Annotated in this window: 16 protein-coding genes, 2 tRNA genes, 3 rRNA genes and 2 pseudogenes; 13 read left to right on the forward strand and 10 right to left on the reverse strand. The window is 63.4% G+C overall.

Annotation, left to right across the window (positions count from 1 at the left end; genetic code table 11):
- Positions 1 to 436: 436 nt before the first annotated feature.
- From rrf to CN538_RS05625, 8 genes are all read right to left on the reverse strand, one after another.
- Positions 437 to 552 (reverse strand): 5S ribosomal RNA (rrf, locus tag CN538_RS05590).
- A 159-nt stretch (positions 553 to 711) separates the two neighbouring features.
- Positions 712 to 3595 (reverse strand): 23S ribosomal RNA (locus tag CN538_RS05595).
- Positions 3596 to 3900: 305 nt separating this feature from the next.
- Positions 3901 to 3976, reverse strand: a tRNA-Ala gene (locus CN538_RS05600).
- Between the two features lie 103 nt (positions 3977 to 4079).
- Positions 4080 to 4156 (reverse strand) — tRNA-Ile (locus tag CN538_RS05605).
- Positions 4157 to 4225: 69 nt separating this feature from the next.
- Positions 4226 to 5766 (reverse strand): 16S ribosomal RNA (locus CN538_RS05610).
- The 16S, 23S and 5S rRNA genes sit together here with 2 tRNA genes alongside, the layout of an rRNA operon.
- A gap of 618 nt (positions 5767 to 6384) precedes the next feature.
- Positions 6385 to 7584, reverse strand: coding sequence for a tyrosine--tRNA ligase (tyrS, locus tag CN538_RS05615; RefSeq protein WP_106418812.1), 1200 nt, complete (start codon positions 7582 to 7584; stop codon positions 6385 to 6387).
- 92 nt (positions 7585 to 7676) lie between these two features.
- A complete protein-coding gene (locus CN538_RS05620) occupies positions 7677 to 8816 on the reverse strand; it encodes a PilT/PilU family type 4a pilus ATPase (protein WP_106418813.1) in 1140 nt (379 codons plus the stop codon).
- A 90-nt stretch (positions 8817 to 8906) separates the two neighbouring features.
- Positions 8907 to 9947, reverse strand: coding sequence for a type IV pilus twitching motility protein PilT (locus CN538_RS05625; protein ID WP_106418814.1), 1041 nt, complete (start codon positions 9945 to 9947; stop codon positions 8907 to 8909).
- Between the two features lie 40 nt (positions 9948 to 9987).
- Between CN538_RS05625 and CN538_RS05630 the strand changes: the two genes are divergently transcribed.
- The 5 genes and pseudogenes from CN538_RS05630 to metW all read left to right on the forward strand — a co-directional run bounded on the left by CN538_RS05630 (position 9988) and on the right by metW (position 14028).
- The gene (locus CN538_RS05630; protein ID WP_106418815.1) at positions 9988 to 10704 is read left to right on the forward strand and encodes a YggS family pyridoxal phosphate-dependent enzyme; all 717 of its coding nucleotides are present in this window, start codon (positions 9988 to 9990) and stop codon (positions 10702 to 10704) included.
- A 37-nt stretch (positions 10705 to 10741) separates the two neighbouring features.
- Positions 10742 to 11581 carry a pyrroline-5-carboxylate reductase gene (gene proC / locus CN538_RS05635; RefSeq protein WP_106418816.1) on the forward strand — a complete coding sequence of 280 codons (840 nt, stop codon included), beginning with the start codon at positions 10742 to 10744 and terminating at the stop codon, positions 11579 to 11581.
- Between the two features lie 28 nt (positions 11582 to 11609).
- Positions 11610 to 12199 (forward strand): annotated as a pseudogene (locus CN538_RS05640) (YggT family protein).
- A gap of 77 nt (positions 12200 to 12276) precedes the next feature.
- Positions 12277 to 13432 (forward strand): annotated as a pseudogene (gene metX / locus CN538_RS05645) (homoserine O-succinyltransferase MetX).
- Positions 13432 to 14028, forward strand: coding sequence for a methionine biosynthesis protein MetW (gene metW, locus CN538_RS05650; RefSeq protein ID WP_035476190.1), 597 nt, complete (start codon positions 13432 to 13434; stop codon positions 14026 to 14028). Before metX ends, metW begins: the two are co-directional and overlap by 1 nt.
- Positions 14029 to 14045: 17 nt before the next feature.
- Here the strand turns inward: metW and sfsA are convergent, their stop codons facing one another.
- Positions 14046 to 14816 (reverse strand): DNA/RNA nuclease SfsA, encoded by a 771-nt coding sequence (sfsA, locus tag CN538_RS05655; protein ID WP_106418817.1) that lies wholly within the window; start codon positions 14814 to 14816, stop codon positions 14046 to 14048.
- The gene (locus CN538_RS05660; RefSeq protein WP_106418818.1) at positions 14813 to 15982 is read right to left on the reverse strand and encodes an aminotransferase class I/II-fold pyridoxal phosphate-dependent enzyme; all 1170 of its coding nucleotides are present in this window, start codon (positions 15980 to 15982) and stop codon (positions 14813 to 14815) included. Before CN538_RS05660 ends, sfsA begins: the two co-directional genes overlap by 4 nt.
- A gap of 274 nt (positions 15983 to 16256) precedes the next feature.
- Between CN538_RS05660 and dksA the strand changes: the two genes are divergently transcribed.
- From dksA to CN538_RS05695, 8 genes are all read left to right on the forward strand, one after another.
- The gene (gene dksA, locus CN538_RS05665) at positions 16257 to 16694 is read left to right on the forward strand and encodes an RNA polymerase-binding protein DksA (protein WP_035476187.1); all 438 of its coding nucleotides are present in this window, start codon (positions 16257 to 16259) and stop codon (positions 16692 to 16694) included.
- 281 nt (positions 16695 to 16975) lie between these two features.
- Positions 16976 to 17854: a tRNA glutamyl-Q(34) synthetase GluQRS gene (gluQRS, locus tag CN538_RS05670; RefSeq protein WP_106418819.1), complete on the forward strand. Its 879-nt coding sequence runs from the start codon at positions 16976 to 16978 to the stop codon at positions 17852 to 17854.
- Positions 17855 to 19125: 1271 nt separating this feature from the next.
- A complete protein-coding gene (locus CN538_RS25990; RefSeq protein WP_422917546.1) occupies positions 19126 to 19566 on the forward strand; it encodes a hypothetical protein in 441 nt (146 codons plus the stop codon).
- Positions 19567 to 20077: 511 nt separating this feature from the next.
- Entirely contained in the window at positions 20078 to 20386 is a 309-nt protein-coding gene (locus CN538_RS25995) for a hypothetical protein (protein WP_422917547.1), read from the forward strand.
- Positions 20383 to 20877 (forward strand): 2-amino-4-hydroxy-6-hydroxymethyldihydropteridine diphosphokinase, encoded by a 495-nt coding sequence (folK, locus tag CN538_RS05680; RefSeq protein WP_106418820.1) that lies wholly within the window; start codon positions 20383 to 20385, stop codon positions 20875 to 20877. The genes CN538_RS25995 and folK overlap by 4 nt, the downstream gene beginning before the upstream one ends.
- A 111-nt stretch (positions 20878 to 20988) precedes the next feature.
- A complete protein-coding gene (panB, locus tag CN538_RS05685; RefSeq protein WP_106418821.1) occupies positions 20989 to 21780 on the forward strand; it encodes a 3-methyl-2-oxobutanoate hydroxymethyltransferase in 792 nt (263 codons plus the stop codon).
- Positions 21780 to 22643, forward strand: coding sequence for a pantoate--beta-alanine ligase (gene panC, locus CN538_RS05690; RefSeq protein ID WP_106418822.1), 864 nt, complete (start codon positions 21780 to 21782; stop codon positions 22641 to 22643). Before panB ends, panC begins: the two co-directional genes overlap by 1 nt.
- Positions 22636 to 23142 carry a GNAT family N-acetyltransferase gene (locus CN538_RS05695; protein WP_106418823.1) on the forward strand — a complete coding sequence of 169 codons (507 nt, stop codon included), beginning with the start codon at positions 22636 to 22638 and terminating at the stop codon, positions 23140 to 23142. The genes panC and CN538_RS05695 overlap by 8 nt, the downstream gene beginning before the upstream one ends.
- Positions 23143 to 23165: the final 23 nt, after the last annotated feature.

A 23165-nucleotide genomic window follows, 5' to 3' on the forward strand; every position in this document is an offset into this window, starting at 1 on the left:
GGCACTACTGTTAGCGGGCTAATCGAATACACCGAAGGTGACTATCGAGCGCGTCGATGCGGGAACCAAGCCCGTAAAACGGCAACTATCCACAGGCAGTCGCAGGTACTCGCCGAACAACAGGTTGGGGATAAGCGTCAATGACCCACTGATAACGGCCTGCAGATAAGGGGCGCCTGGGGGCAAGGCGGCGCGAGGGTCCTTTGCCACGGATGGCAAAGGTAGCGCCCAGGGAGGGGTTTACAGCGCCCTCGCGAGCCTTTCCCCCGAGGCCCCATTCTGCCCACCGGCAGCAACCGGCGTTTGCAGTCAAAGTGCATGGCGCGGCAATGACGCGCGCAATACTTGATACGCAGGGAAGGAAGGCCTGGAAAGAGTATCAGGCCCAGAAACGAGTGAACCCCAGTCTCTTTCGAGACTGGGGTTCGGTATAGGTGCCTGACGATGACCTACTCTCACATGGGGAGACCCCACACTACCATCGGCGCTAAGCGGTTTCACTTCTGAGTTCGGCATGGAATCAGGTGGTTCCCACTCGCTATGGTCGTCAGGCAAAACTGACGTCGACATGAACCTGTGACACGCTTTCACGCGCCAGCTTCACATCGACCAATCTGGATCATGCTGATGATACGTCTCTTGCCTATCCGGCCATTGTCGCGATGCGATCGCGCGACCCCGGTCTGGAGTACCCAGACCCCTTGGGGTTATATGGTCAAGCCTCACGGGGCATTAGTACACGTTAGCTCAACGCCTTGCAGCGCTTCCACACCGTGCCTATCAACCAGCTCGTCTTGCTGGACCCTTTAGGAGACTCGAAGTCTCAGGGAGATCTCATCTTGAAGGGGGCTTCCCGCTTAGATGCCTTCAGCGGTTATCCGTCCGCACATAGCTACCCGGCAGTGCCACTGGCGTGACAACCGGAACACCAGAGGTGCGTCCACTCCGGTCCTCTCGTACTAGGAGCAGCACTTCTCAAATCTCCAACGCCCACGGCAGATAGGGACCGAACTGTCTCACGACGTTCTAAACCCAGCTCGCGTACCACTTTAAATGGCGAACAGCCATACCCTTGGGACCGACTTCAGCCCCAGGATGTGATGAGCCGACATCGAGGTGCCAAACACCGCCGTCGATGTGAACTCTTGGGCGGTATCAGCCTGTTATCCCCGGAGTACCTTTTATCCGTTGAGCGATGGCCCTTCCATACAGAACCACCGGATCACTAGAACCTACTTTCGTACCTGCTCGACGTGTCTGTCTCGCAGTTAAGCACCCTTATGCTCTTGCACTCAATGCACGATTTCCAACCGTGCTGAGGGTACCTTCGTGCTCCTCCGTTACGCTTTCGGAGGAGACCGCCCCAGTCAAACTACCCACCACACACTGTCCTTACACCGGATCACGGTGCGAAGTTAGAACGCCAATGATGCCAGGCTGGTATTTCAAGGTTGGCTCCACCGCAACTGGCGTCACGGTTTCCAAGCCTCCCAGCTATCCTACACAAGCAACATCAGCGTCCAGTGTGAGCTATAGTAAGGTTCACGGGGTCTTTCCGTCTAGCCGCGGGTACACAGCATCTTCACTGCGATTTCAATTTCACTGAGTCTCGGGTGGAGACAGCGTGGCCATCATTACGCCATTCGTGCAGGTCGGAACTTACCCGACAAGGAATTTCGCTACCTTAGGACCGTTATAGTTACGGCCGCCGTTTACCGGGGCTTCGATCAGGAGCTTCGCTTGCGCTAACACCATCAATTAACCTTCCGGCACCGGGCAGGCGTCACACCCTATACGTCCGCTTACGCGTTAGCAGAGTGCTGTGTTTTTAATAAACAGTTGCAGCCACCTGGTATCTTCGACCGGTTCACGCTAGGAGAGCGAGTCTCTTCACGCTACGCCGGCGCACCTTCTCCCGAAGTTACGGTGCCATTTTGCCTAGTTCCTTCACCCGAGTTCTCTCAAGCGCCTTGGGATTCTCACCCTGACCACCTGTGTCGGTTTGGGGTACGGTCGCATGTGATCTGAAGCTTAGAGGCTTTTCCTGGAAGCGTGGCATCGATGACTTCCGGACCGTAGTCCGTTCGTCTCGTCTCTCGGCCTTGAGAGCCCGGATTTGCCTAAGCTCTCAGCCTACTGACTTTCACCAGGACAACCAACGCCTGGCTCACCTAGCCTTCTTCGTCCCCCCATCGCAATCACATCCGGTACGGGAATATTGACCCGTTTCCCATCGACTACGCTTTTCAGCCTCGCCTTAGGGGCCGACTCACTCTGCTCCGATTGACGTAGAACAGAAACCCTTGGTCTTCCGGCGGGGGAGGTTTTCACTCCCCTTGTCGTTACTCATGTCAGCATTCGCACTCGTGATACCTCCAGCATGCTTCTCAACACACCTTCGCAGGCTTACACGACGCTCCTCTACCGCTCATCCTGAGGATGAACCCGTAGCTTCGGCATCTGGTTTGAGCCCCGTTACATCTTCCGCGCAGGCCGACTCGACTAGTGAGCTATTACGCTTTCTTTAAAGGATGGCTGCTTCTAAGCCAACCTCCTAGCTGTCTATGCCTTCCCACATCGTTTCCCACTTAACCAGAATTTGGGGGCCTTAGCTGACGGTCTGGGTTGTTTCCCTTTTCACGACGGACGTTAGCACCCGCCGTGTGTCTCCCACGCTCTACTCACCGGTATTCGGAGTTTGCCTCGGGTTGGTAACCCGGGATGGGCCCCTAGCCGAAACAGTGCTCTACCCCCGGCGGTAATACGTGAGGCGCTACCTAAATAGCTTTCGAGGAGAACCAGCTATCTCCGAGCTTGATTAGCCTTTCACTCCGATCCACAGCTCATCCGAATCTTTTTCAACAGATCCCGGTTCGGGCCTCCAGTCAGTGTTACCTGACCTTCACCCTGGCCATGGATAGATCGCCCGGTTTCGGGTCTATATCCAGCGACTGGTCGCCCAGTTAAGACTCGATTTCTCTACGCCTCCCCTATACGGTTAAGCTCGCCACTGAATATAAGTCGCTGACCCATTATACAAAAGGTACGCGGTCACCGAACAAGTCGGCTCCCACTGCTTGTACGCACACGGTTTCAGGATCTATTTCACTCCCCTCTCCGGGGTTCTTTTCGCCTTTCCCTCACGGTACTGGTTCACTATCGGTCAGCCAGGAGTATTTAGCCTTGGAGGATGGTCCCCCCATGTTCAGTCAAGGTTTCACGTGCCCCGACCTACTCGATTTCACATGTTCAGGTTTTCGACGACGGGGCTATCACCCACTATGGCCGGCCTTTCCAGACCGTTTGTCTAACCAGTCACATGCTTAAGGGCTACTCCCCGTTCGCTCGCCGCTACTGGGGGAATCTCGGTTGATTTTTTCCTCGGGGTACTTAGATGTTTCAGTTCCCCCGGTTCGCTTCCCAACACCTATGGATTCAGTGTGGGATACCCAGCTTATGCTGGGTGGGTTTCCCCATTCGGACATGCCCGGGTCACAGGTTGTTTGCCACCTCACCGAGCCTTTTCGCAGGCTACAACGTCCTTCATCGCCTCTGGCTGCCTAGGCATCCACCGTGTGCGCTTAATCGCTTGACCATATAACCCGAAGGAGTCTGGTCGCGCGATCACAACGACAATTGCCGGATACGCTTGAGACGTATCACTTTTCGCTCTTCGCCATTCCAACTACGAATGGTGAAGAACTGTCAGCATGATCCACATTGTTAAAGAGCGTTTAGAGCAGAAGCTCTAAGCGATCGACTCGGTCGCGGTTGTCGCGACGAAGCGGATGGCTTAGAACTCGGTGACTGTTTTTCGATCAATCTTTTCCAGGCAAGGCGAAGGTCGGCGACGCATAGTTCGCTATGTGAGTCGGCTTTCAACGCAGCATGGGAAAGATTTGGTGGAGCCAAGCGGGATCGAACCGCTGACCTCCTGCGTGCAAGGCAGGCGCTCTCCCAGCTGAGCTATGGCCCCAGACAATCCAGCTATCTGGATAATTTTCGTCATGACAAGGCGTTTCACGGTGACGCATAGCCTGCTATGCGAACTGGGAAACAACGCGGTCATGGCGTAAATTTGGTGGGTCTGGGCCGATTTGAACGGCCGACCTCACCCTTATCAGGGGTGCGCTCTAACCAACTGAGCTACAGACCCAAACAGTCATTGCTCTTGGTCGATCAGGTAATTGATTGTGAGCGCTTATCTCGCGATCCGCTAATCGTTTAAGGAGGTGATCCAGCCGCAGGTTCCCCTACGGCTACCTTGTTACGACTTCACCCCAGTCATGAACCACACCGTGGTGATCGCTCCCCCGAAGGTTAAGCTAACCACTTCTGGTGCAGTCCACTCCCATGGTGTGACGGGCGGTGTGTACAAGGCCCGGGAACGTATTCACCGTGACATTCTGATTCACGATTACTAGCGATTCCGACTTCACGGAGTCGAGTTGCAGACTCCGATCCGGACTGAGGCCGGCTTTCTGGGATTCGCTCCACCTCGCGGTCTCGCAACCCTTTGTACCGGCCATTGTAGCACGTGTGTAGCCCTACCCGTAAGGGCCATGATGACTTGACGTCGTCCCCACCTTCCTCCGGTTTGTCACCGGCAGTCTCCTTAGAGTTCCCACCATTACGTGCTGGCAAATAAGGACAAGGGTTGCGCTCGTTACGGGACTTAACCCAACATTTCACAACACGAGCTGACGACAGCCATGCAGCACCTGTCTCAGAGTTCCCGAAGGCACCAAGGCATCTCTGCCAAGTTCTCTGGATGTCAAGGGTAGGTAAGGTTCTTCGCGTTGCATCGAATTAAACCACATGCTCCACCGCTTGTGCGGGCCCCCGTCAATTCATTTGAGTTTTAACCTTGCGGCCGTACTCCCCAGGCGGTCGACTTATCGCGTTAACTGCGCCACTAAGTCCTTAAAGGTCCCAACGGCTAGTCGACATCGTTTACGGCGTGGACTACCAGGGTATCTAATCCTGTTTGCTACCCACGCTTTCGCACCTCAGTGTCAGTGTCAGGCCAGAAGGCCGCCTTCGCCACTGGTATTCCTCCCGATCTCTACGCATTTCACCGCTACACCGGGAATTCTACCTTCCTCTCCTGCACTCTAGTCTGGCCGTTCCGGATGCCGTTCCCAGGTTGAGCCCGGGGCTTTCACAACCGGCGTGCCAAACCACCTACGCGCGCTTTACGCCCAGTAATTCCGATTAACGCTCGCACCCTCCGTATTACCGCGGCTGCTGGCACGGAGTTAGCCGGTGCTTCTTCTGCGAGTGATGTCCTTCTTGACGGATATTAGCCGCCAAGCCTTCTTCCTCGCTGAAAGTGCTTTACAACCCGAGGGCCTTCTTCACACACGCGGCATGGCTGGATCAGGCTTGCGCCCATTGTCCAATATTCCCCACTGCTGCCTCCCGTAGGAGTCTGGGCCGTGTCTCAGTCCCAGTGTGGCTGATCATCCTCTCAGACCAGCTACGGATCGTCGCCTTGGTGAGCCATTACCTCACCAACCAGCTAATCCGACATAGGCTCATCCGATAGCGCAAGGTCCGAAGAGCCCCTGCTTTCTCCCGTAGGACGTATGCGGTATTAGCCTGGGTTTCCCCAGGTTATCCCCCACTACCGGGCAGATTCCTATGCATTACTCACCCGTCCGCCGCTCGCCACCAGGGAGCAAGCTCCCCGTGCTGCCGCTCGACTTGCATGTGTTAGGCCTGCCGCCAGCGTTCAATCTGAGCCATGATCAAACTCTTCAGTTAAAGTCTGATAGTCCTTACCTCTTCTCTGCCCGAAAGCATCAGAAGCGAAGCGGACCAAACTTGGTTCAAGGTCAAACGAATCTTAGACGAGTCGCTTGCCTTGATATGCTGTGACTGGCGTCACGCAAGACAAGCGCCCACATCAATTACCTGATCGATTGTTAAAGAGCGTCCTTACTTGAAGTCTCGTCTCACGCAGAGCACCGAGCCTTCTGCCGTGACCCAAAAGTGACTCAAGTGCTTGTCAGCGCTTGCTTTCTGGGTCGCCGTAAGGAGAGGCGTATTTTAAGGATCTTGGCGAAGATGTCAACGTCTTTCTTGTCGACGCTTGCCCGGCTTCCGTTGCTGCTGGAGAACCGATCCTGAAAAAGCGAGGGGCGTATTCTGCTTTCCTCATCGCTAGCTGTCAATCGATTTTTTCAATCTTTTCAACAGCTTAGCTAGCTTCTCCACCAACCCGAGAACCTGTCTCGGCGTCAGCGGATGCGTACTTTACGGATCTCCCTCGGCCTTGGCAAGGGGAAATGTCGAAAAAGTTGACCGAGCGGTCCGGGACCCATCTTCAGAAACGCATAACGCCCGCAAGGAGCGGGCGTTACAGAGATGCAGCGAAGATGATCAGCCGAGAATGACGCGGGCGTAGCGCTTCTTGCCGGCCTGAATGACATAGCTCTTGCCGGTGGCCAGCAGGGCACTCGGCGCAACCACCTCGCCATCGACCTTCACCCGGCCATTCTTGAGCATATCCTTGGCCTGGGCGCTGTTGGTGGCCAGGTCGGCGCGGTTGAGCACAGCGGCGATCGGGGCCTCCGCTGCACCGTCGAAACTTACCTCGACCTCGGGCAGGTCTTCGGGCAGCTCGCCGTCCGCCAGCTGGTTGCCGGCGGAACGGTGGGCATTGGCCGCTGCCTCGTCGCCGTGATAGCGGGCGATCAGTTCACGCGCTAGGGTCATCTTGATGTCGCGCGGATTGGCCCCCTGCTCGATGTCGCGGCGAATCGCCTCGATTTCGTCGTTGGATTTCAGCGACAGCAGTTCGAAGTAGCGCCACATCAGGCTGTCGGGCATCGACACCAGCTTGTTGAACATCACCCCGGGGGCATCGTCCACGCCGACATAGTTGTTGAGCGACTTGGACATCTTATTGACGCCATCCAGCCCTTCGAGCAGCGGCATGGTGATGACCACCTGCGGCTCGCGACCGAAGTGCTTCTGAATCTCGCGTCCCATCAGCAGATTGAACTTCTGATCGGTACCGCCGAGCTCGACGTCCGCCTCGAGGGCGACCGAATCGTAGCCCTGGACCAGGGGATAGAGAAACTCGTGGATCGAGATCGATTGACCGGCACGGTAGCGCTTCTCGAAGTCGTCGCGCTCGAGCATGCGCGCCACGGTACTCTGAGCGGCGAGTTCGATCATGTCAGCCGCCGACATCTGACCGAACCACTCGGCGTTGAAGCGAACTTCGGTCTTGGCCGGATCGAGAATCTTGAACACCTGCTCACGGTAGGTCTGGGCGTTGGCTTTGACCTCTTCCTCGGTGAGCGGCTTGCGGGTGACGTTCTTGCCGGTGGGGTCGCCGATACGCCCGGTGAAGTCTCCGATGAGGAATATCACTTCGTGGCCCAGGTCCTGGAACTGACGCATCTTGGTCAGCAGCACGCTGTGTCCCAGGTGCAAGTCGGGTGCCGTGGGGTCGAATCCAGCCTTGATACGCAACTTGCGGCCCGACTCGAGCTTCTTGACCAGCTCCTCCTCGACCAGGATTTCCTGCGTGCCCCGCTTGATCAGTGCCAGCGCCTCGGCGACCTCGCTCATCGTATCCGTCTCCACTCCAAACGCTATCGGTCTTGAAAGGCGGCAATAGTAGCATGACTCCGAGGCGCCGTTGAGCCGCGGCCGGCGGAGGCTCAGTCGTCGTCGGCCAGGGTGAATCGGCCTTCGCCAGTGTCGCCGCCGACCTCGCCCGAGGCGCCAGCCTCGCCATACTTGATCAGCATGCGCAGATCATTGGCGGAGTCGGCGTGCGATAGGGCGACGCGCTCATCGATCAGCCCCTGGCTATAGAGGGCGTACAGCGACTGATCGAAGGTCTGCATGCCCAGCTCCCGCGAGCGCCGGATCAGCGGCTTGAGTTCACTGATCTCGCCACGCCGGATCAGCTCGCTGATCAGCGGCGACTGCAGCATGACTTCGGTGGCCAGACAGCGCCCCTCGCCATCGCACCGCGGCAGCAGCTGCTGGGCCACGACTGCACGCAGGTTGAGCGACAGATCCATCCATACCTGATCGTGGCGCTCGGACGGGAACAGATTGAGTATCCGCTCCACCGCCTGGTCGGCGTTATTGGCGTGGAGCGTGGCGAGACACAGATGCCCGGTTTCGGCGAAGGCGAGCGCCAGCTCCATGGTGTCGCGGCTGCGGATCTCGCCGATCACGATCACGTCCGGCGCCTGGCGCAGCGCATTCTTCAGGCCGATCTCGTAGGACTCGGTGTCGATGCCCACCTCGCGCTGATTGATGATCCCGCGCTGATGCGGATGCATGTACTCGATCGGGTCTTCGATGCAGATGATATGCCCGCCGCTGGTGCGATTACGGTGCTGGATCATCGACGCCAGGGTGGTCGACTTACCGCTACCGGTGCCCCCGACCACCAGCACCAGACCGCGTCGGATGGTCGGCAGCGTGGCGACCGCCTCGGGCAGTCCCAGGCTTTCGAGCGCTGGGATGTCATAGGCGATGCGGCGCACCACCATCGCCTGCTGGCTGCGCTGGAAGAAGGCGCTGACGCGAAAACGCCCCTTGCCACTCAGGCTGAGCGCGAAATTGGCCTCGCGCTCGCGCTCGAAATCCTCACGACTCCCCTGCGGCAACGTGGTTGAGACCAGCTCGCGCACCTGCTCGGAGCGCAGCGGCACATCACCCAGCGCGACCAGCTTGCCGTCGAGCTTGAGACACGGTGGTGCACCGGTGGAGATCAGCAGGTCGGAAGCCTGCTTGGCGATCATGATATCGAGTAGTTGTTCAAACCATTGGTACGGCGTCATGACGAGTCCTGGACAAAAAAACGGCTACGACGGCCCGAGGACCTATCGTGCGTGGCCCGTTCATCGGGCCGCGGTATCAGTGGACACTCGCTAACTCTCGAATCCCGAGCGGGACTTGGCCTGTGCCTCCTGACGCGAGACCACGCCATCGGCGATCAGGCGGGCGAGCGCGGCATCCAGAGTCTGCATGCCCAGATTGCCGCCGGTCTGAATCGCCGAGTACATCTGCGCCACCTTGCCCTCGCGGATCAAATTGCGGATCGCCGAATTGCCGAGAAGGATCTCATGCGCGGCGACACGACCGCCGCCCTCGCCGGCACGCTTGAGCAGCGTCTGCGAGATCACCCCCTGCAGAGACTCCGACAGCATCGAGCGCACCATGCCCTTCTCGTCACCGGGGAACACATCGATGATACGATCGATGGTCTTGGCCGCCGATGTGGTGTGGAGGGTGGCGAAGACCAGGTGCCCAGTCTCGGCAGCGGTCAATGCCAGACGCACCGTCTCCAGATCGCGCAGCTCACCCACCAGGATCACGTCCGGGTCCTCGCGCAGGGCGGAACGCAGCGCCGGCGCGAAACCCTTGGTATCACGGTGCACCTCGCGCTGGTTGATCAGGCAGCGCTTGCTCTGGTGGACGAACTCGATCGGATCCTCGATGGTGAGGATATGCTCCTGGCGGTGACTATTGATGTAGTCGATCATCGCCGCCAGCGTGGTGCTCTTGCCCGAGCCGGTCGGGCCGGTGACCAGCACCAGGCCCCGCGGCAGCATCGCCAGGCGCCGGAACACGTCGCCCAGATCGAGTTCTTCGAGCGAACGCACCAGACTGGGAATGATCCGGAACACCGCGCCGGCACCGCGCCCCTGGGTGAAGACATTGACCCTGAAACGGGCCACTGCGTTCACCTCGAACGAGAAATCGGTTTCCAGGTCGGCCTCGAAGTCACGCCGCTGGTGATCGTTCATCACATCATAGATAAGCCGTCTGACTTGGCTGTCGTCGAGCGCCGGTACATTGAGACGCCGCATGTCGCCATCGACACGAATCATCGGCGGCAGGCCCGCCGAGAGGTGCAGGTCCGAGGCGTCTTGCTTTGCCGAAAACGCCAGCAGTTCGGTAATATCCATGGGCTTTTATACGATCCCCTGCAGAAGGTCGCTGTCTAGTATGCCAGAAGCGTCGGTGCCCCAGTCCCTTCACACGGCCAACCAGCGCCTGCAGGCCGCGCTGCAGGCCGCAGGACGCCCCCCCGAGGCCGCCCGCATCCTGGCCGTCAGCAAGACCAAGTCTGCTGCCATGCTGCGTCAGGCCTATGACGCCGGTCAACGCGCGTTCGGCGAGAACTATCTGCAGGAGGCGCTGGAGAAGCAGGCCCAACTGGCCGCGCTGGACGATATCGAGTGGCATTTCATCGGCGCCCTGCAATCGAACAAGACCCGCGACGTCGCCGAGCACTTCGCCTGGGTCCACAGTGTCGAGCGCGAGAAGATCGCGCGCCGGCTGTCGGATCAACGCCCGCCGACCCTCGCGCCGCTCAATGTCTGCCTGCAGCTCAATGTCAGCGGCGAGGCGAGCAAGGCCGGCGTCGACGCCGAAGCACTACCGGCCCTGGCGGAGGCGCTGCTGGCGCTGCCCAATCTGCGCCTGCGCGGCTTGATGGCGCTACCGGCGCCGAGCGACGACCCGGCCCGCCAGCGCGAGGCCTTCCGCGCCGTGCGCGAAGCCTTCGAGGCGCTGCGCAGGCGTTTCCCCGAGGCGCCGCTGGATACCCTGTCGATGGGCATGAGCGGTGACCTCGAGCCCGCCGTCGCCGAGGGTGCCACGCTGGTCCGCCTGGGCACCGCGCTCTTCGGCAGCCGCCCTCCCGCCGGCGCCCGGTCGTGAGGCCACCCTTTTCTTCGCTGCGATACAGGATTTCGTCATGACCGACTCATCCCCGGCCAGCCACATCACCTTCATCGGTGCCGGCAACATGGCCAGTGCCATCTTCGGCGGCATGCTCGACAGCGGCTATCCGGCCGCCGCCATCACGGCCACCTCGCGCAGCCAGGAGCGCCTCGACGCCATCGCCGCGCAGTACCCAATCCACACCACCCGCGACAATCTCGCCGCTGTCGCCACGGCCGACGTGGTGGTGCTGGCGGTCAAGCCGCAGATGATGCGTGAGCTGTGTCTGTCGCTGCGTGAAGCGGTACAGGCGCGCCGCCCGCTGATCGTGTCGGTGGCCGCCGGGCTCGAGGCGGCCACGCTGGAGCAGTGGCTGGGCGGCGAGCTGGCCGTGATACGCTGCATGCCCAACACCCCGTCACTGGTCGGCGCCGGCGCCAGCGGCCTCTACGCCAATGTCCGCGTCGACGCTGCCCAGCGCAGCCTGGCGAGCGAACTACTGGGGTCGGTGGGACTGGTCGAGTGGGTCGAGGAGGAAGCGCAGATCGACGCCGTGACCGCCGTCTCCGGCAGCGGTCCGGCCTACTGCTTCCTGTTCATGGAGTCGCTGGAAGCCGCCGGCATCGCGCTGGGACTGGCGCCGGAGAGCGCCCGCCGGCTGGCGCTGCAGACGGTCTATGGCGCGGCCAAGATGGCGCGGGAGAGCGAGTTCGAACCAGCCGAGCTGCGCCGCCGCGTCACCTCGCCCAACGGCACCACCGAGCGCGCCATCCAGAGCTTCCAGGATGCCGAGCTCGCAAGCATCGTGGCCACCGCCGCCGAGGCCGCCGCAGAGCGCGCCCGCGAGCTGTCACGCGAACTGAGCCAGAACTGAAGTTGCCGAATCACTAGGAGATCATTCGATGGGCAGTCATCTCGGAAGCGCCGGTCTGATGCTGGTCAACAGCCTCGCCAGCATCTACCTTTCGTCCTCATGCTGCGCTTCTTGCTGCAGTTCTCGCAGGCGGACTACTACAACCCCATGAGCCAGGGGATCGTCAAGGCGACCCAGCCGGTGGTGGCGCCACTGCAGAAGTTCCTGCGCCCACTCGGCCGTATCGACATCGCCACCCTGTTCGCCGGCTTTCTGCTCAAGGCGATCGTGATCATCGCCATCTTCCAGTTCGCCGGCTTCGGCATGCCGCCGCTGCAGGGCATCCTGCTCGCGTCCATCGCCGGGGTGCTCAACGCCATTCTGAAGATCTACTTCTTCGCCCTGATCATCATGATCATCCTGAGCTGGGTGGCCCCGCGCGCGAGCCACCCCGGCGCGCTGCTGGTGATGCAGATCGTCGAGCCGATCATGGCACCGGTGCGCCGGGTCATCCCACCGCTGGGCATGATCGACCTGTCGCCGATCGTGGTCTTCATCGCCATCAACCTACTCGACAGCCTGCTGGTCGGCGCACTGGCCCGCGCCGCCGGCCTGCCGGGCGCCCTGGTCGGATTCTGAACGCCGCCACCGCCCCGGTCGCACGCTGTGCCCGGGGCGGTCGTCTGCCCTGCTGATTCTGGAGACCTCTGCGTTTCATGTCCGCTTCCTTCCCGCCCGACTCGGTCGGCCTGGTCAGCCCCAGACCGCGACCTTCGACACGCCGCTGCCGCTCGCCTGCGGCAAGACGCTGGCGCGCTTCGAGCTGGTCTACGAGACCTACGGCACGCTCAACGCCGAGCGCAGCAACGCCGTGCTCATCTGCCATGCGCTTCCGGCCACCACCACGCCGCCGGCTATCATGACGCCGACGAGCGCAAACCGGGCTGGTGGGATGCCTATATCGGCCCCGGCAAGGTAATCGACACCGACCGCTTCTTCGTCGTCTCGCTCAACAACCTCGGCGGCTGCCACGGCAGCACCGGGCCGGGCAGCGTCAATCCCGAGACCGGGCGCCTATGGGGGCCGACCTTCCCGGTACTCACCGTGGCCGACTGGGTGCATAGTCAGGCGCGCCTGGCCGACCATCTTGGCATCAGCCGCTTCGCCGCGGTGGTCGGCGGCAGCCTCGGCGGCATGCAGGCGCTGCAGTGGACGATCGCCTATCCCGAGCGGGTCGCCAACGCGGTGGTGATCGCCGCCACGCCGCGCCTCTCGGCCCAGAACATCGCCTTCAACGAAGTCGCGCGCCAGGCGATCCGTTCCGACCCCGACTTCTTCGACGGCTGGTACGCCGAACGCGAGGCGATCCCCAAGCTGGGGCTGAAGCTGGCGCGCATGATCGGCCACATCACCTATCTCTCGGAGCACTCGATGGGCTCGCGCTTCGGCCGCGATCTGCGCAGCGACCAGCTCAACTTCGGCTACGACGTCGAGTTCCAGGTCGAATCTTATCTGCGCCACCAGGGCGACACCTTCTCGACCCGCTTCGACGCCAACACCTACCTGCTGATGACCAAGGCGCTGGACTACTTCGACCCCGCCGGCCAGCACGACGGCGATCTCGCCGCGGCGCTGGCACCGGTCGCCTGCCCCTATCTGGTGATCAGCTTCACCACCGACTGGCGCTTCGCGCCGGCGCGCTCGCGCGAGCTGGTCGACGCCCTGCTGCGCGCGGGCAAGTCGGTGAGCTACGTCAACGTCGACTCGCCCCACGGGCACGACGCCTTCCTGCTGCCCAACGACCACTATCAGGCGGTGTTCGGCAGCTTCATGCAGCGGGTTCATGCCGATATTCGTGGGGAGAGTCGCTGATGCGCGCCGATCTCGAACTGATCTATGACTGGGTACCCGCCGGCGCCCGCATTCTCGACCTCGGCTGCGGCGACGGCACCCTGCTGGACACCCTGGGACAGCGCAAGGGCGTCACCGGCTACGGGCTGGAGATCGACCCTGCAGGGCTCGCCGCCTGCCTGCGCCGTGGGGTCAACGTGATCGAGCAAAATCTCGACGACGGCCTCGGCAATTTCGACGACGACGCCTTCGACGTGGTGGTGATGACCCAGGCGCTGCAGGCCCTGCGGCGACCGGACAGCATGCTGGTCGAGATGCTGCGAGTCGCCCCGGAGTGCATCATCGCCTTCCCCAACTTCGCCTTCTGGAAGCACCGCCTGCACCTGAGCCTGCGTGGCCGCATGCCGGTGTCGCGCTCGCTGCCCCACGCCTGGTACGACACCCCCAACATCCACCTGTCGACCTTCCGCGACTTCGCCAACCTGTGCCGTGAAAAGGGCGTGCGCATCGCCGACGAAGCGGTAGGCAGCGCCGATCACCAGCCCCACTGGACCTCGCGACGCTGGCCCAATCTGTTCGGCGAAACGGCGATCTTCCGGGTCTGTCGCGGCCGCTAGCCAGCGCTCGCTCGGTCTCAGTCGTCCGACGGCGGGAGTCGACGCTCGAGATCCACTGCCAGCCGGCGCGCCAGCCGCATGCCCAGCGGCCGGCCGTCGGCCTGGTGCAGCTCGCAGCCATAGGCCAGCACCTCGACCCCCTGCGCAGCCACCTCGCGTAGCCGCGCGGCGTAGGCGGGGTCGAGATGCGCCGCCGGCGCCACATCCTGGATGCCGGTATGCGCCACGCAGAACAGCAGCACGCTGCGCTGGCCCGCGGCGGAGAGTGTGGCCAGCGCATCGAGATGGCGCCGGCCGCGCTCACTGACCGCATCGGGAAAGTAACCGTGGCCGTCACGCTCCTTCAGTGTGACCTGCTTGACCTCGACGTAGCATGCGTCGCCGGAGGCCAGGTCGAGGCGGAAATCGAGTCGCGCCCCCTCGACCTTCACCTCCGGCGTCAAGCGCGCGAAGTGCGCCAGCGGGGCCACGCATCCGGCCCGCAGTGCCGCCGCCACCAGCGCATTGGCCCGCCCGGTGTGTACCGAGACCCAGTCGATCCCGCCCTGGCCGTCCGGCAGCTCGATCAGCTCCCAGGTCCAGGCCAGCTTGCGCGCCGGATTGGTACTCGGCGATAGCCACACCCGGCAGCCAGGCACATTCACCGCGCGCATCGAACCGGTATTGGGGCAGTGCGCCACCACCTCGCGGCCGTCATCGAGTCGCACATCGGCCAGAAAGCGCTTGTAGCGGCGCAGCAGCGTGCCGGGCACCAGCTCGATCCGGGACGGGTCCTGGCGCAGGCTCATCCGCGTCCCCGCCGGGCCAGAAAGCGTTCGAGACGCGCGACCGCCTCCTCCAGCCGCGCCACACCGGTGGTGAAGGCGATCCGCACATGGTGGCCCCCACCGCGCACAGCAAAATCGGTACCCGGGGTGATCGCTACGTTCTCCTCGTCGAGCAGTGCGCGGCAGAACGCCTCGCTGTCATCGGTGTGGGCGGAGACGTCGAGCCACACATAGAACGCGCCTTGGGGCGGCTGCGCCGGCGCCAGACCTAACCGAGCCAGCCCAGCGAGCAACGCATCGCGGCGCACCTGCAGCTCGGCGCGGCGCGCTTCCAGCTGGTCCAGGCAGGCTGGCGAGAAGGCCGCCAGCGCGGCGTGCTGGGAGAGCGTCGGTGGCGCCAGGAAGACATTCTGGGCCAGCCGTGACAGCGGCTCCAGCGCGGCCTCGGGGGCCACCAGCCAGCCCAGCCGCCAGCCAGTCATACCGAAGAACTTGGAGAAGCTGTTGACCACGAACGCCTCCGGCGCCGCGCTCACCGCGGAGACCGGATCGACCCCGTAGCACAGCCCCTGATAGATCTCGTCGACCAGCAGCGCCCCGTCACGGGCCGCCACCGTCTGCGCCACGGCCGACAGCTGCGACGCCGACAGCATGTGGCCGGTGGGGTTGGAAGGGGTCGCCAGCATCGCCAGCCGCGTGCAGGGCTGCCAGTGCTGGGCGAGCAGTGCGGCATCGAGCTGCCAGCCGCTCTCCGGGCCCACGGGCACACAGTCCACCGCGGCCTCAGCCAGCGCCATGAAGTGACGATTGCAGGGATAGGTGGGATCCGCCATCAGCACCCGGTCACCGCGCTGCACCAGCAGTTGACTGGCCAGCAGCAGCGCCCCGGAAGCGCCGGGGGTGACGATCACCCGACGCGGATCGAGTGCCACCCCGTGGCAGCGCTGATAGTGACCGGCGATCGCCTCACGCAGCGCCGGCAGGCCGCACGCCGGTGTATAGCGTGTGTGGCCCGCCGCCAGCGCCTCCTGGCCCGCCGCGACCACCGCCGCGGGGGGGGGGAAATCGGGCTCGCCGATCTCCAGATGAATGACGTCGTGACCGGCGGCCTCGCGGGCCTGGGCCGCCTCCAGCAGGCGCATGACGCGAAACGGCGCTACCGCCGCCAGGCGATCGCTCCAATGCATCTTCTATCGACTCCTCTCGCCGGGGCACTCTGCGGGCCGGACACCGGCAGCAGCGGCCGAGACCACGCACCGCCCCGTTTGGATGGGGCCGCCGCAGCTCACGGCGATATACCGGTCGCAGCGTCGCGGTGACCAAAAATAAAGCGCGGCTTTAGTTGCAATGCGGTAACTTTTTCGCTAAACAAGCATGGCTTCGGGCGGCGGCTGATGCTGCCCATGGTCGATTCTCGACCGAATCACACGCGTCACGACACTTGTGTAACGAGGCAGCCCCATGCCAGTAGCAGAAAAGAAAACGGAAGCGCCCAAGGCATTCACCCCGTACCAGCCGGCACCGGGTGAAGAGTACATGAACGAAAAGCAGCTTGCGCACTTCCGTGAGATCCTGCTGGGCTGGAAACAGGATCTTATGGAAGAGGTCGATCGCACCGTGCGCCACCTGCAGGAAGAGGCGAACAACTTCGCCGATCCCGCCGACCGGGCGACGCAGGAAGAGGGCTTCAGCCTCGAGCTGAGAACGCGTGACCGCGAGCGTAAACTGCTCAAGAAGATCAACGAAACGATCGACAAGATCGACGAAGATGATTACGGCTTCTGTGAAGCGTGCGGCGTCGAGATCGGCATCCGTCGCCTCGAGGCTCGCCCCACCGCCACCCTGTGCGTCGACTGCAAGACGCTGGCGGAGCTGAAAGAGAAACAGCTCGGCGGCTGATCGCGCCAATTAGGGAAACGCTGAATAAATCGCCGAGCAAGATGAAGAGCAAGGCGCCCGGAACGCAGAAAGCGAGACATAACTTGGGGTTAGGCGAGCTTTCTAGTACCGCGTAACGCAGCTATTCGCTTGTGTAGGCATTTATGCAGTGATTCCTTAGCTCGGCGGTCCATGGATCGCCTGGGCCAGCAGCAGACGGGCACCGACGGGTGCCCGTTTTGTTTTTCACTGCGGCTTGCGCTTCCCATCATGCCTACTTTCCCCTACCCCCTGGAGAGACGATGCCCTACGTCGGTCGTTTCGCCCCCACGCCCTCCGGCCCGCTGCATCTGGGGTCACTGGTCGCCGCCCTGGGCAGCTGGCTCGACGCGCGCGCCGCCGGCGGGCGCTGGCTGCTGCGCATCGAAGACATCGACCCACCGCGCTGCCCGCCCCAGGCCGCGGCGACCATTCAGCGCCAGTTGGAGGTCTTCGGTCTCACTTGGGACGGCGAAGTGTGCTTTCAGCACCAGCGCGACGACGCCTACCAGGCCGCGCTCGACCACCTGGCCACTACCGCCCGGGTCTATCCCTGCGGCTGCTCGCGCAAGGAGTGGCAGCACCTCGGCCACTACCCCGGCTGGTGCCGCGAGGGCCCGCGCCATCCCGAGCGCCCCCAGGCGTGGCGCCTGCGCACCGACATCGGCCCCAATCCGGTGATCTGGCAGGACCGGCTGTTCGGCACCCAGCGGCTCGACCCGACCACCCAAGGCGACGTGGTGGTCAAGCGCAAGGATGGCCTGTGGGCCTATCAGCTGGCGGTGGTGGTCGACGACGCCGCCCAGGGCATCACCGACGTGGTGCGCGGCTATGACCTGCTCGACAACACCCCGTGGCAGCGCCAACTGCAGCAGGCGCTGGACTATCCCGAGCCGCGTTATCTGCACCTGCCGCTGATTCGCGGCGACGACGGGCAGAAACTCTCCAAGCAGAATCTGGCGCCACCACTGCCACTGGATGACGCCACCGTGCGTCCGCTGCTCCACCGGGCGCTCACGCTGCTCGACCAGCGCCCCCCTGCGGCGTTGCATCAGGCCCCGGTCGCCACCCAACTGGCGTGGGCGGTGGATGCTTGGTCCCCACTCGCGCTGACACCCCGTGCCTATCGCGATCTGACGTGAACAATGGCGGTACGCACGTCTACCCCCTTCGACTGACGACCATGGTCTAAGCGCAATTCATGTCATTTTGCGTCACCCTTGTCGCCATTGCAGGAGGGGTTGTGCACCAAGAACAAGCATCGAGGGCATTTTTTGCCCCGTTTTGAACCACCCCTCTCAGGTATGCGGGCCGACAAGATCAAGAGCTGGCCGTAAGCAACGAGCCAACCCATTGACCAAAAAGAAAAAACCAGGGGATGGCACGCCCAGTGCACTCACATAGAACAAGAAGAACAAACGACATTCACCGGTCGCACCAACAATAACAATCGCGACAGGAAGACAGCACTGACGCCAACAACGACAACTCAGGCGTCGACTCGAACGACTCGCTGCCGCCGGAACCCTAACAACGACAACGGCTTCCAGGCAGCCAGAGGGATAACAACGACAACGCCCTCGAGTCATGCATGCAACCAGGACGCGACGTTCTTCGGTAGGCCGGGCAATAACAACAACGCGCCCCGTAACCCGAAGACTTCCCGATACAACGACAACACTCGGGAAAAGGCATTGCCTGTCGTGGTTGGATTATTGTTTTGAATACGAGGTGGTCGCCACCCGTGGTATCGCGATGCCCCGCATCGATGACGCCCCCGCTCGGTGACTGTGTTGCGTATTCAAGGCGATGCGCCATCACGAACAAAAAGAAGCGGCATGGACGTTGCAGAAAATGCTTAAGAGGGGAGGCCGATGGCCTCCCCTTTTTGCTGTGCGCCGGTGTCGCCGTGCGCGACCCTGCCGGTACGCAGCCGCGGGAACATGCCCGCCGATCGCTGCCGCCACCGAGTGCTCACCGCCTGACAGGGCGCATTCACCTGCACGGCTCCCCCGTGGCCATCGGCATTCGCCTCTCATGGCCAGGCCATCGGCCCCGATGCCCCATTTCGGAAAGGCGCATCAACGATCTTTCCTGACAGTTCACCCCAGCGATTCATCCCCAGTAATTCATCTCGACAATCCGCCCCGGCAGGCCAGGAGGACGGATATGAGGCTGGACAGGAGGCCAGGGCTTCGCTATGCAAGCCTGCGGGGCTCCGCTACACTGGGCTTTGCTATCTCGCGAGTCGACTTCGCCGCATGTTCAAAGGATTTTCCCGCTTTCTACAACGTCCCGGTGAACGTTGAAGAGCTCTTCGGCCCCGAGTCCGCCCGCGCCGACGCCGCCGAACCGGTCCTGCAACAGGTCGTGCTCCCCCGCGACGAGCACAGCGTGTCGCGCAAGAACCTGAGTGAAAACGCCCTCAAGGTGCTCTACCGGCTCAACGGCGCCGGCTACGACGCCTATCTGGTGGGCGGCTGCATCCGGACTCCCTGCTCGGCCGCAGCCCAAGGATTTCGACGTTGCCACCAGCGCCACCCCCGACGAGGTGCGCCAGCTGTTTCGCAACTCGCGTATCATCGGCCGGCGCTTTCGCATCGTTCACGTGCGCTTCGGCCGCGAAATCATCGAGGTCACCACCTTCCGCGGCAGTCACGGCGACGGCGATGACGGCAACGTCAGCCAGCAGTCCGACCAGGGGCTGCTGCTGCGTGACAACGTCTGGGGCAGCGTGGAAGAGGACGCCATCCGCCGCGACTTCACCGTCAACGCCCTCTACAGCGTCAGCGACTTCAGCATCTACGACTGGACGGCGGTATCGCCGATCTCGAGCGGCGCCTCCTGCGCCTGATCGGCGACCCCGAGACGCGCTATCGCGAGGACCCGTACGCATGCTGCGTGCCGCCCGCTTCGCCGCCAAGCTCGATTTCGCGATCGAAGCCGGTACCGAAGCGCCAATCCGCGAACTCGCCCCGCTGCTGCTGCAGATTCCGCGGCACGCCTGTTCGAAGAGGTGCTCAAGCTATTTCTCTCCGGCCACGCGGTGCAGAGCTTCCGCTGCTGCGCGAACTCGGTCTTACGCCATGCTGTTCCCGGAGAGCGACGAGGCGCTGGCAGAGCTGCCCTGGGCAGAAGCCCTGGTCGAGCAGGCACTGGCCAAACCGACGCGCGGCTGGCCGAGGATCGCCCGGTCACCCGGCCTTCCTCTTCGCCGCGCTGCTGTGGCCCTGCGTGGTGCAGCGCACCGCCCGGTTGGCCCACGAGCAGGAGCTGCCCGATGTTCCCGCCCAGCAGGGCGGCGCGCAGCAGGTCATCAGCCGTCAGCTCAAGCACACCTCGATTCCCAAGCGTTTCAGCATCCCATGCGCGAGATCTGGGATCTTCAGCAGCACCTGCCGCGCCGGCGCGGACGCAAGGTGTTCCAGACGCTGGAACATCCACGCTTCCGCGCCGCCTACGACTTCCTGCTGCGCGCGAGCAGGCCGGCGAACTCGCGCCGGAGCTGGGCGAGTGGTGACCGAGTTCCAGCACGCCGACGAGAGCCGCCAGCACGAGCTGATGAAGCAGGTCGATGGTGGCCCACCCGGCCTCCACCAACGGCAAGCCCAAGCGCCGCCGTTCGCGCAAGCGCCGCCGCCCAGCAACCGCGCTGCACCGCCGACCCTGGATGAGTGATCCCGCCGGCGCGCTGGCCTATATCGGCCTCGGCAGCAATCTCGAGGCGCCGCGCGATCAGCTCGAGCGCGCCCTCGAGGCGCTCGCGGTACTGCCGCTGAGCACCCTGCTGGCGCACTCCTCGCTCTATGCGAGCGCTCCCGTGGGGCCTCAGGACCAGCCCGACTTCGTCAATGCGGTGGTGGCGCTGCGTACCCGCCTCTCGCCACTGGCACTGCTCGATCAACTGCAGGCGCTGGAGCAGCGCCACCGTCGTGTGCGCCTGCGTCACTGGGGGCCACGCACGCTGGACCTCGACCTGCTCAGCTACGCCGACCTGAACCTGCAGACGCCGCGCCTGACGCTGCCGCATCCGCAACGCCTGGCAAGACGCTTCGTGCTCGAACCCCTGGCCGAGATCGCCCCCACGCTGGTGCTCGACGGCATCCCAGTGGGCGAGCGCGCCGCCGCCTTGGCGCATCAGCCGCTGCACCGCCTGCCAGCGTGAGTGCAGGTGTGCCGACGACAGCCTAATGTCGTGTTGCGTCCCCCGAACAACGCTTTACACTCGGCCCCGCGCCCAAGGTACCCGGCGTTCGATACCTGCGAGAGAACCGTGATGAAGCCCGTTACCCTGAATACGCTGCGCGAGCTCAAGACGCGCGGCGATACCTTCAGTTGCCTGACCGCCTATGACGCGACCTTCGCCCGCTGCGCCGACGAGGCCGGCATCGAAGTACTGCTGGTGGGCGACTCCCTCGGCATGGTGCTGCAGGGTCACGCCAGCACGCTGCCGGTCACCCTCGATGACCTCTGCTACCACACCGCCTGTGTGGCCCGCGCCAAACGCCAGAGTCTGCTGATGGTCGACCTGCCGTTCATGAGCAACGTCGACACCGCGCAGCTGCTGCGGGACGCTGGCACCCTGATGCGTGCCGGGGCCGAGATGATCAAGATCGAGGGCGAGGCGTGGATGGCCGAGGGCGTCAACGAGCTGCATCGCCGCGGCGTGCCGGTGTGCGCGCACCTCGGCCTGACCCCGCAGAGCGTGCACCGTTTCGGCGGTTTCAAGGTCCAGGGCCGCGAGCGCGACCAGGCCCAGCGCATCATCCATGACGCCCAGTGCCTGGTCGATGCCGGTGCGGCGGTGATCCTGCTGGAGTGCGTGCCGGCGGAGCTGGGCAAGGCAGTACGCGACGCCGTCGCCGCGCCGGTGATCGGCATTGGTGCCGGCGCCGAGGTCGACGGCCAGATCCTGGTGATGCACGACGTGCTGGGGCTCAACAGCGGCTACGTGCCGCGCTTCGTCAAGAACTTCCTGAGTGGCCGCGACAACATTTCCGACGCCTTCCGCGCCTATCACGAGGCGGTCAAGGCGCGCACCTTCCCGGCCGAGGAGCACACCTTCTGATGCGCACCCTGCACGCCATCGCGCCGCTACGCGAATGGCTCGACGGCGAGCGCCGCCGCGGCCGGCGCATCGCCCTGGTACCGACCATGGGCAACCTGCATGCGGGCCATCTGGCGCTGGTCGACCGAGCCCGTGAACTGGCCGATGTGGTGGTGGCGACGCTGTTCGTCAATCCCCTGCAGTTCGGCCCGGGCGAGGACTTCGCGCGCTACCCACGCACCCTGGCGGCCGACAGCGAGCAACTGGAACGCCACGGTTGTGATCTCTTGTTCGCGCCCAGCGTGGAGACCCTCTACCCGCAGGGACTAAAGGGCCTGACCCAGGTACGGGTGCCCGGCGTCTCGGAGGGTCTCTGCGGCGGCAGCCGCCCCGGCCATTTCGATGGCGTCGCCACCGTGGTCTCGCTGCTGTTCCATCTGACCCAGCCAGACGTCGCCTGCTTCGGCGAGAAGGATTTCCAGCAGCTGGCGGTGATTCGCAAGCTGGTCGACGATCTGCACTTCCCGATCCAGATCGAAGGCGTGACCACGGCGCGGGCCGACGATGGCCTGGCACTCTCCTCGCGCAATGGCTATCTCTCCGCCGAGGAACGCCAGCGCGCCAGCGCCCTCTACCGCACCCTGCGCGAGTGTGCCGCCGCGCTGGCCGAGGGTGACGCCATCGATACCAGTCTGGCCCGGGCGCGCCAGGCCCTGACGGATGCGGGCCTGCAGCTGGACTATCTGGAGCTGCGTGACCCCAGCCTGGCGCCGCTGGCGCCCGGGGCAGTCGGGCCCGCGCGGCTGCTCGGTGCCGTCTATCTGGGACGCACCCGGCTGATCGACAATATCGCCATCACCCTGCCAGAGCCTGCGCATGCCTGAACGCCGCTGGCGTGCGGCGCTGCCGGGCGATCTGCGCGTGATCGCCGGCTGGGTCGACTCGCCACAGGCGCTCGAACGCTGGGCCGGCCCAGGGCTCTCCTGGCCGCCGGAGCCCGCCACCCTGTGGCGCGAGTTCGGCGGCGGCGCCACGCCCGCCTTCACCCTGCGCGAGGGCGAGCACCCCGTCGCCTTCGGCCAGCTCGTGCCCAAGACCACCGACCACTGGCATCTAGCCCGGCTCATCGTCGCCCCCGAGCGCCGCGGCCAAGGGCTGGGACGCTGCCTGTGCCAACACCTGCTGGTGCAGGCCCGGCGGCGCCAGGCCCGCTGTGTCACCCTGAACGTGTTCCACGACAACCTCGCGGCACTGACCCTCTATCAGGCGTTGGGCTTCATCCCCCGAGGCACCACGGATGCCCGCGGCATACAGCCGATGTGGCTGCCGCGGTTTGCCGATTCAGATCACACCACAGACAATGAGTGCCCGGAAGACGGCTGAGCGCCGCCTGCCGACTCGACGAT

Origin of the sequence: Salinicola tamaricis, assembly GCF_003006155.1 — a bacterium.
Classification (GTDB): domain Bacteria; phylum Pseudomonadota; class Gammaproteobacteria; order Pseudomonadales; family Halomonadaceae; genus Salinicola; species Salinicola tamaricis.

Bases quoted from the DNA above. Each gene is read 5' to 3' on its own strand.
- gluQRS (WP_106418819.1), top strand. From the start codon at position 16,976: ATGCCCTACGTCGGTCGTTTCGCCCCCACGCCCTCCGGCCCGCTGCAT.
- CN538_RS05695 (WP_106418823.1), top strand. From the start codon at position 22,636: ATGCCTGAACGCCGCTGGCGTGCGGCGCTGCCGGGCGATCTGCGCGTG.
- tyrS (WP_106418812.1), bottom strand. From the start codon at position 7,584: ATGAGCGAGGTCGCCGAGGCGCTGGCACTGATCAAGCGGGGCACGCAG.
- panB (WP_106418821.1), top strand. From the start codon at position 20,989: ATGAAGCCCGTTACCCTGAATACGCTGCGCGAGCTCAAGACGCGCGGC.
- CN538_RS05630 (WP_106418815.1), top strand. From the start codon at position 9,988: ATGCCAGAAGCGTCGGTGCCCCAGTCCCTTCACACGGCCAACCAGCGC.
- dksA (WP_035476187.1), top strand. From the start codon at position 16,257: ATGCCAGTAGCAGAAAAGAAAACGGAAGCGCCCAAGGCATTCACCCCG.
- CN538_RS25995 (WP_422917547.1), top strand. From the start codon at position 20,078: ATGCGCGAGATCTGGGATCTTCAGCAGCACCTGCCGCGCCGGCGCGGA.
- folK (WP_106418820.1), top strand. From the start codon at position 20,383: ATGAGTGATCCCGCCGGCGCGCTGGCCTATATCGGCCTCGGCAGCAAT.
- CN538_RS05620 (WP_106418813.1), bottom strand. From the start codon at position 8,816: ATGACGCCGTACCAATGGTTTGAACAACTACTCGATATCATGATCGCC.
- sfsA (WP_106418817.1), bottom strand. From the start codon at position 14,816: ATGAGCCTGCGCCAGGACCCGTCCCGGATCGAGCTGGTGCCCGGCACG.
- CN538_RS05625 (WP_106418814.1), bottom strand. From the start codon at position 9,947: ATGGATATTACCGAACTGCTGGCGTTTTCGGCAAAGCAAGACGCCTCG.
- metW (WP_035476190.1), top strand. From the start codon at position 13,432: ATGCGCGCCGATCTCGAACTGATCTATGACTGGGTACCCGCCGGCGCC.
- proC (WP_106418816.1), top strand. From the start codon at position 10,742: ATGACCGACTCATCCCCGGCCAGCCACATCACCTTCATCGGTGCCGGC.
- CN538_RS05660 (WP_106418818.1), bottom strand. From the start codon at position 15,982: ATGCATTGGAGCGATCGCCTGGCGGCGGTAGCGCCGTTTCGCGTCATG.
- panC (WP_106418822.1), top strand. From the start codon at position 21,780: ATGCGCACCCTGCACGCCATCGCGCCGCTACGCGAATGGCTCGACGGC.